The sequence below is a fragment of the Candidatus Protofrankia californiensis genome (assembly GCF_900634765.1).
In the GTDB taxonomy this organism is placed as follows: Bacteria; Actinomycetota; Actinomycetes; order Frankiales; family Frankiaceae; genus Protofrankia; species Protofrankia californiensis.
In genome coordinates, this window is sequence record NZ_CAAAFT010000098.1 from 1 (window position 1) to 1,790 (window position 1,790).

The 1,790-nt window shown below is 71.6% G+C and carries 1 protein-coding gene; it reads left to right on the forward strand.

Annotated features, from left to right (window positions below; all coding sequences use genetic code 11):
• Positions 1-394 precede the first annotated feature (394 nt).
• Positions 395-1,790: class I SAM-dependent methyltransferase (locus DD1DGNOD_RS05935; RefSeq protein ID WP_241255493.1), on the forward strand; the 1,396-nt coding region annotated here is incomplete at its 3' end.

Consider the following 1,790-nt stretch of genomic DNA (forward strand, 5'->3'; position numbering starts at 1 on the left):
TCGGGTGGCTGGGGATCCGTTTCGACCCGCTGGCGATCCCGACCGAGCAGAGCGCGCCGTTGTCACGCCGGGCCGTCCAGCGGCTGCGGCGTGAGCTCGAGGAGCGTTTCTGAGCCTGTGCTCTCGGGCCGCCGGCGGCATGATCGTATTTTGCTCGCGCCGCCGACGGGCTCCAGGGACCGTTGAAGCTGCCGGAGGCCCCTGAAGGAGGCCATTGAAAAGGCACTGTGGTCGGAGGTGGTGCGATCGTGGTTGCCGGGCGCGCCGCTGGAGGCCCCAAAGAGACACTGAGGGAGAATCGGTCGATCGCGATTGTGCGGTCGTCGTGGACAATGTGGACGGGGTCGCTGTGGGTGATGCAGCTGTGGGCGGGGGCGCCGTGAACGATGTCGCCGTGAGCGAGACGGTTGAGCCTGGCTCCGTCGGGGACGGCGGGCCTCGCGGCAGCGCTGGTGAGCAGCCGGAGGCGGGCACGTCGACGTCGGATACCGGTAACCAGGGTGCCGTGGACGCCGGCGAGGGCGTCCAGGGTCCGTATCGTGACACCGCCGGCGTCGCCGAGTCGGCTGGCACCGCCGAGTCGGCCGGTCCACCCGGCGCCGCCGATACAGCCGGGTCGGCTGGCACCGCCGAGTCGGCCGGTCCACCCGACGCTGCCGGATCAACCGGGGTAGCCGGGGCGCCGCCGAGTTCGCCGTGGTTCGGTGGGCCGCCCGCCGACCATGCTGCTGCCGCGCGCAACGACCGGGAGGGTGGCAGCGCAGTCGCCACCCGGGTGTCGTGGACCGGACCGGATGCCGCCGCCGGGCACGAGGACGTCGCCGCCGGCGACCACGGGGAGGATGCTGCGGGCGGGACCGGCGGCCCCGACGTTTACGCGGTCGAGTCGACCATCAACGACACGCTGCAGCCGCTGCTTCTGCACTCCCTCGCGGAGCTGCGGGAGATCTGGGTGCCGCTGCTCGAAGCCGCCGACGTCCGCAGCGTTGCCGAGATCGGCTCGGAGAGCGGCGCCGCCACGTCCCTGCTCGTTGACCTGCTGCGCGGGCGAGGTGGTGGGAAGCTGCTGGTCGTCGACCCCGATCCGGGTGTGGTGCCCGAGCCGGGGGGCGGGCTTGAGGTTGACGTGGTGCGCGGCTACAGCCCGCAGGCCCTGGCCGGGCTTGCGCCCGCGGACGCCTACCTGATCGACGGCGACCACAACTATGCGACGGCAACCGGTGAGCTGGAGACGATCGCCGATGCGGTCCGGGCCGCGGGCCGTCCTCATCTCCCGCTGCTGATCATGCATGACGTGGGCTGGCCGAACGGCCGGCGTGACTCCTACTACACACCCGAGCGTATTCCGGAGCCGGCACGGCAGCCGTACTCATGGGATCTCGGGGTCCGGCTCGACAGCACCGGCGTGGTCACCGGCGGGTTGCGGGGTGAGGGCGCGTTCGCGTGGGCCCGAGCGGAAGGGGGGTCGGGCAACGGTGTCCGTACGGCGGTCGAGGATTTCCTCGCCTCCCGCCCTGAACTGCGCCTGTTCGTGGCGGCGCCGATCTTCGGTCTGGGCGTCGTCGTGGACGACCGGGCCCCGTATGCGGGACGGGTCACCGAGCTGCTCCGGCCGTGGGCGTGTAACAGCCTGCTGACGCGCCTGGAACGCAACCGGTTGGATCTGTACCTGCACGTGCTCCTCCTGCAGGACGAGATAATCGACGCCGCTCGTAGGCGGCAGCGGGAGTGGGCGCGCCTGGACGTGGCCCTGGCCGACCGCGCCGCGAGTGAACTGCGGTTGCTCGACG